Source organism: Pseudomonas sp. P5_B2 (genome assembly GCF_056400445.1).
Window position 1 is genome coordinate 1 of the sequence record NZ_JBFULH010000233.1, and the last position, 6683, is coordinate 6683.

4 protein-coding genes and 2 pseudogenes are annotated in these 6683 nt (G+C 58.2%); 4 read left to right on the top strand and 2 right to left on the bottom strand.

What is annotated here, in order from left to right; translation table 11 throughout:
- Window positions 1–38: 38 nt before the first annotated feature.
- Both AC1DRJ_RS16870 and AC1DRJ_RS16875 read left to right on the top strand, forming a co-directional pair.
- A pseudogene (locus AC1DRJ_RS16870) lies at window positions 39–197 on the top strand (hypothetical protein); the annotation flags it as partial.
- A gap of 113 nt (window positions 198–310) precedes the next feature.
- Complete coding sequence (locus tag AC1DRJ_RS16875; RefSeq protein ID WP_477803157.1) at window positions 311–1099, top strand: class I adenylate-forming enzyme family protein; 789 nt, start codon at window positions 311–313, stop codon at window positions 1097–1099.
- Between the two features lie 418 nt (window positions 1100–1517).
- Here AC1DRJ_RS16875 and AC1DRJ_RS16880 read toward each other — a convergent pair whose 3' ends face one another.
- Window positions 1518–2954, bottom strand: coding sequence for an IS1182 family transposase (locus AC1DRJ_RS16880; protein WP_477803158.1), 1437 nt, complete (start codon window positions 2952–2954; stop codon window positions 1518–1520).
- A 67-nt stretch (window positions 2955–3021) separates the two neighbouring features.
- On the opposite strand from AC1DRJ_RS16880, the pseudogene AC1DRJ_RS16885 reads away from it, so the two are divergent.
- Window positions 3022–4920: pseudogene (locus tag AC1DRJ_RS16885) on the top strand (ATP-binding protein); the annotation flags it as partial.
- Between the two features lie 14 nt (window positions 4921–4934).
- On the opposite strand, the gene AC1DRJ_RS16890 reads toward AC1DRJ_RS16885, so the two are convergent.
- Window positions 4935–5474, bottom strand: coding sequence for a PaaI family thioesterase (locus AC1DRJ_RS16890; RefSeq protein WP_477803159.1), 540 nt, complete (start codon window positions 5472–5474; stop codon window positions 4935–4937).
- A gap of 235 nt (window positions 5475–5709) precedes the next feature.
- Between AC1DRJ_RS16890 and AC1DRJ_RS16895 the strand changes: the two genes are divergently transcribed.
- Window positions 5710–6576 carry a pirin family protein gene (locus AC1DRJ_RS16895; RefSeq protein ID WP_477803160.1) on the top strand — a complete coding sequence of 289 codons (867 nt, stop codon included), beginning with the start codon at window positions 5710–5712 and terminating at the stop codon, window positions 6574–6576.
- Window positions 6577–6683 lie beyond the last annotated feature (107 nt).

Sequence of the window (6683 nt, forward strand, 5' to 3'; positions counted from 1 at the left end):
CCACCGAGGCGTTCTACCAGATTGAATGGGCGCCGTCGGTGATCGACAACTGCGGCACCTTCTTCGGCAACGACGTGACGCCGGAAGGCTGCAACGACCGCGCCRTGCTGGCGGGTCTCGACCTGGCACCGGGCGTGGCCAACAACACCGGGGCCCCTGGCCTGACGGACGACGCCTACATCCCGCGCACCAAAACCAAAGACGCCCGGGACAGCGGCCAGTTCGGCCTGGCCTTGCGCTGGTACGCGCCAGAGAGGCCATCGACCAGGAAAAGGTTACCGAGATTCTGCTGGCACCCACGATGGTCCAAATGCTTCTGGACTGGTACCAGAGTCAGGACCATTCACTGCAAGTCGGGTCGCTCAAACGTATCTGTTATGGGGCGTCATCGATTACCCCGGCGTTACTTGACCGCGCGCGTAACGTTTTTTTCAATGCCGGTTTCTCGCAAAACTACGGCATGACCGAACTGGCACCTACCGCGACAACCCTGGGTGTGCAGCATCACACACCCGAGTGCCAGGCTAACGGCAGGATGTACTCGGCAGGCCTGCCAGCGGCCTGCGTCGAAATCCGTATCGTCGACACTCTGGACAATGAGGTCCCTCGTGGCACAGTGGGCGAGATCATCGTCCGCGGCCCGAACGTGATGCTCGGCTACTGGAACAAGCCCGAGGCCACCGCCGAAGTCCTGCGCGGTGGCTGGATGCATACGGGTGACGGTGGATATATGGACGAGGAGGGGTTTGTTTTCGTCTGTGACCGACTCAAGGACATGGTGGTCAGCGGTGGCGAAAACATCTATAGCGCCGAAGTCGAGACGGCCATTGCCCGCCATCCGGCGGTGGTGCAAAGCGCGGTCATCGGTATTCCTTGCCAGAAATGGGGCGAAACCGTGCATGCCGTGATCATTCTTAAACCCGATTGCAGCGTCAGTGGCGAAGACATCATCGCTCATTGCCGTCAGTACATCGCGGGCTACAAAGTCCCCCGCAGCATCGAGTTCCGCGAATCACTGCCGCTAACCAGCGTCGGCAAAGTGTTGAAAACCGAGCTACGCAAACCGTTTTGGGAAAACCAGTCACGGGGGATTGCCTGAGTCAAAATCAGCCAACGGCATGCTCGCTCCCACATTCAACCCTGTTCCCCTGTAGGCCGCCGAAAGCTGCGATCTTTTGATCTTGCCTTTGAAGATCGCAGCCTCGTTGCACTCGGCAGCTCCACAGGGCATGCGTAACCGTAAAAGCAAAGCATGGAACGTTGGATATCCTCGTCAACAACGCGGGCGTAGCGGTATTCCAGTTGATTGGTGACCTCAGGGGGCGCGATGTCCGCTTACGACCCAGGCTGTGTGAAAACGCACTGAGTACGTCAAAAACTGAGAGTTGCGTGCGTTACCTGCGAAATCGGCAGGCGAAAGCGCGAATTGCCWTATCCAACTACATAGGCATTCGTGATGCTGCTTGGGCCGCGTCAGCGGCACAAACAGCCGCTCATGGACGATCAAACGGCTGGATTCACGCCCTGATCGCTTCAAGCAGTCCTGCGATGCCGAAGATGCTCATCATCCGTTTGAGGTTGTACGCGAGCACATGAAGGCTCATCTCGGTACTTACCCTTGGTAGGGTTTTGGTCAGGAAGTGGGTACTTCCCATCCAGTATTTGAGCGTTCCAAAAGGATGTTCAACGGTCTGTCGGCGACGCCTCATCATCGTTGGATCACTTTCCAGCCGTGCCTGCATCGCATCGACTACGGCTTCATGTTCCCAGCGCTTTACCCGGCGCTCCTTACCCGTCGTACACTGCTTTTGCATTGCGCAGGACTGGCAGCCAGAGAACCAATAGCAGTGCAGTAGCATGCCGTCTTCTACTGAAGAATGCCGCCGGGTCAGTAACTGTCCCGCAGGGCATCGATACTCGTCCGATGCAGCAACGTAGATGAAGTCCTGCTTACCAAATCGGCCTTCGGCTTTGCTGCCCGATGTCAGGGGTTTCGGCACGAAGGTGGTGATGCCGGCTTGCTCGCAAGCAAGGATTTCCAGGCCTTTGTAATAGCCGCGGTCGGCCACCACCGTTAGCGATTCAGCCTCGATTTCTTCACGCGCCTGGTTCGCCATATTGCTCAGTTGCCCACGATCATTACCAACGTTGSTCACCTCATGAGCAATGATCAGATGGTGCTTGTCGTCGACAGCTGTTTGGACGTTGTAACCAACCGTCCCGGTGCCTCGGCCGCTCGTGGCCATTGAGCGTGCATCTGGATCGGTAAGAGAGATTTGTTGGTCTGGAGTTTCGTGAAGCTGCRCCTCGATTTCCTTGAGTTTCTGCATCTGCTTTTTCAGCGTTTCTATCTTTTCTTTCAGCCGCTCTGCTTTGGCCTCGGCCACTTCGGGCATTGCCCTATCCGCTGAATCCATCGCCGCCAGATAACGGTCAATGCTCTGCTCGATCTGTTGCATGCGCGCCTTCACTTTGCCCTGGGTGAAGTTACGGTCACGGTTGTTGACGGCTTTGAACTTGCTGCCGTCGATGGCGATGATTGATTGGGAGAAGAGATTGAGGTTGCGGCAAAGCACTACGAACTGGCGGCATACGCTGCGAATGGCTTTGCCGTTGTCCTTGCGAAAGTCAGCAATGGTTTTGAAGTCTGGGGCCAAACGCCCTGTCAGCCACATCAACTCGACGTTGCGCTCGGCCTCACGCTCTAGTCGACGGCTGGACTGAATCCGATTGAGGTAGCCGTAGATATAGATCTTCAGCAGGATCGCGGGATGGTAGGCCGGACGCCCCGTTGCAGCAGGATCAACACCTTCAAACCCAAGTGCACCCAGGTCGAGTTCATCGACGAAAACGTCGACCACCCGGACTGGATTTTCTTCGGTCACGTAATCATCCAGGCACTCCGGCAGCAACGTGACTTGCGTCCGAGCCTCACCTTCAATAAATCGCTTCATGATCGCCCCCGCTACGATCTCGACGATCAGAAGATTAGACAATTGCGGGAGTTTTCACACAGCCTGGGTCATGAACGGACAGGCCGATGCCGCAGTCAGCTCATTGTTCGTGACTCGTTACTTGATTGCCCGGTATTACCAGGGACGTTTGCGGATCAGCAGCACCGTTGGCGATGAGCCGGCGCGCATCGCCATGGCAACAGAGCACGGTGCTCTGGAGTTGCAATCGATTTTGAACAAGGCCCTGCTGAGTATTTCGCCTGAAGAAATGGATGGTCTGGTCGCTCGCTGGGGCAATGAGTTGGTGATGGATGACAGCTATTGGTTGCGTCATCGCCCAGCCATCTTGCAGGCGTTTGCCGTCGCTGCCGCCTTGCTCTTGCTGGCACTGGGCTGGATCGCCTGGCAGCGTCGACAGATCCGCCAACGTCAACAGTGGTTGCAGCAATTGCAAGACGCCAAGGACGCCGCCGACGACGCCAATCGCGCGAAAACCACGTTTCTGGCGACCATGAGCCACGAAATCCGCACGCCGATGAATGCGCTGATCGGCATGCTCGAATTGGCCGGGGTGCGGGCGAAAGAGGGCGTGGCTGACAGCTCCGCGCTGGAGGTGGCATCCACCGCCGCACAGCAGATTCTGGCGTTGATCGGCGATATCCTGGACATCGCCCGCATCGAATCCGGACACCTGACGCTGACGCCCGAACGTGTCAATTTGCATAAGCTGGTGGCATCGGTGTGCCGTGTGTTCGAAGGCCTGGCCCGGGAAAAAGACCTGACCTGGCGAGTCGATCTGGACGCGCGCAGTGATCGTGACGTGTTGATCGACCCAACGCGTTTAAAGCAGGCGCTGTCCAATCTGTTAAGTAATGCAATCAAGTTTACCCATGCCGGTGAGGTGAGCCTGACACTGCGGGTGGTGCCGGGCATTTCAGGTCATCTGGCGGTGGCCGTACACATCGAAGACACCGGCATTGGCATCAGCGCGGTTGATCAGCAGCGCTTGTTCAAACCGTTCGTCCAGGCGGACAACAGCCACCAGTCGGGCCGCAAGGGCTCCGGTCTGGGGCTGGTAATCAGCCGCACCTTGTGCGAAATGATGGGAGGGCGGCTGGTGCTCGGAAGCGTCCTTGGGCGGGGCACTCAAGCCGACATCAGTCTGTCGCTGGTGGCGTTGAAAGCCTTGCCTCCCAGTGACGCGGCGGACAGTGGATTAGCGCCATCCACCCGACCGCTGACGATTTTGGTGGTCGATGATTATCCGGCTAATCGCTTGTTGCTGAACCGTCAGCTGAGCTATCTGGGGCACCGCGTCATAGACGCCGAGGATGGCGAACAAGGGTTCGAACTATGGCGCGCCCATGAGTTCGATGTCGTCATCAGCGACTGCAATATGCCTGGGCTCAGCGGTTATGAATTAGCGAGCGCGATTCGTGATGAAGAGCGTGCCTATGGATTGTCGCCCACTCTGATCCTGGGGTTTACCGCCAATGCGCAGCCTGAGGAAAAGATTCGATGCCTGGACGCGGGCATGGACGACTGCTTGTTCAAACCCATCCTGCTGGCGGATTTGAGCGCGTGGCTGGCATCACGATTTTCAAGTGAGGCGCCGATCCCGGTCGACACGCAAGCTTCCCGAGAAATGGACTTGACCGGCCTGGAACTTTACGTAGGTGAAGACCGCACGCTGATCAATCAATTACTGCGTGAATTGGCCGAGACCAACCGCGATGACCGCATTCACCTGCTGCAAGCTCACGCCGGCGACAATCGGCCGCGCCTCCGTGAACTGGCGCACCGCATCAAGGGCTGCGCGCGCATGGTCCGTGCAGAACGTTTGATGGAGTGTTGCGATGACCTGGAACAAGCCTGCGCCGAGGGCCGCGCGGCGTTGATCGACGAGGCCGTCGATCACCTGCAGCACGCCATGAAAAGTCTCGGACAGCACCTCAAGCCAGACTAGCGTGGTGCGATGCCTTACCCGCGAGCCTCAAGAATCATGCAAGTCGTCGATCCCGTCGCATACAGCCGCCCATCCACATCATAAATCCGTCCCTCGGCCAGCGCGGTCGAACGCCCCAAGTGAACGATCTTGCCCTCGGCGCGCACCGGCCCGCTGGCGCCGGTCAGCGCACGCACATAACTGATGCGCAGATCCAGAGTCGTGTAGCCCTGACCCTTCCTCAGCTGCGTATGAATCGCACATCCCATGCACGAGTCCAGCAACGTCGCCGCATACCCGCCATGCACACTGCCCAGCGGGTTGTAATGCCGTGCGTCCGGGGTGCCTTGAAAGATAAACAGTCCGGCTGACCATTCGATGGGAATGAAATCCATCAGCGTGCCAATGGGCGGCGAGGGCAGTTCACCGTTACCGATGCCGTCGAAGAATTCGGCAGGCGACAGCGCACTGACATCGGCCATCGAGAGGCTGCCAGGGCCGGCAAGACGGGCGCGCATGGCCCGTTCCTGGGCGATCCATTGAGCCAGCGTGGCGTCGCGGGTGGGGCTTTGCATGATCTTGTCCTCGCGCGGAGCGGATATTATGGCTGTAATTTAGATTGATATTATGTCCGAAATAAAAACTCCGCCAGCGCCGTGTGTCGTGTCATTCAAGTGATGTCAGCGAGGTTAACCGCCTCTCCCATCGTTCCCCAGATAGAACGCTCAGACTGATTTTTGCCGTCTAGTGCCACAGAGGGTTCAGTTTTAAGCTTTGTGCATGGCTTCAACCACCTCTTAAGGAGACACCATGAAAAACATCATCGGTATCTACACCAGCCCACGCGCCCATTGGGTAGGCGACGGCTTTCCGGTTCGTACGCTGTTTTCCTACGACAACCTGGCCAAACATATCAGCCCGTTCCTGCTGCTGGATCACGCCGGCCCTGCCGAATTCACGCCGACCACTGATAGACGGGGTGTGGGTCAGCATCCGCACCGTGGGTTCGAAACCGTGACGATCGTTTACAAGGGCGAGTTGGAGCACCGCGATTCCACCGGCAGTGGCGGCAAGATCGGCCCGGGCGATGTGCAATGGATGACCGCTGCGTCCGGGATCCTGCATGAAGAGTTTCACTCCAAAGCTTTCGCCCAATCCGGTGGCACGCTGGAAATGGTGCAGCTGTGGGTCAACCTGCCGGCCAAGGACAAAATGGCCGATGCCGGTTACCAGACGATCCTCGATGGCGACATCCCGAGCATCCCGCTCAAGGATCAGGCCGGCAGCCTGCGTTTGATTGCCGGTGAGTTCGACGGCCATACCGGCCCGGCGCGCACTTTTACGCCGATAGATGTCTGGGACCTGCGCCTCAATGGCGGCAAGTTGCTGACCCTGGACCTGCACGAGGGTCGCAACACAGCATTGGTGGCGTTGCGCGGTACGGTTCAGGTCAATGGCCTGGAATCGGTGCGCGAAGGTCAGTTGGCGTTGTTCGATCGCGAGGGCGATCAGTTGACCCTTGAAGCCAGCGAGGATGCAGTCGTGCTGTTGCTCAGTGGTGAGCCGATCGATGAGCCGATTGTGGGTCACGGCCCGTTCGTGATGAACACCGAACAGGAAATTCACCAGGCCTTCGCCGATTTCCAGTCCGGTCGCTTCGGCCGGATGCACGGTTAACCCGATTGGGTGTCATACCCCATTAAATGTGGGAGTGGGCTTGCTCGCGAAAGCGATGGATCAGTCACCGTTTGTGCCGATTGATCCTCCGCTTTCGCGAGCAAGCC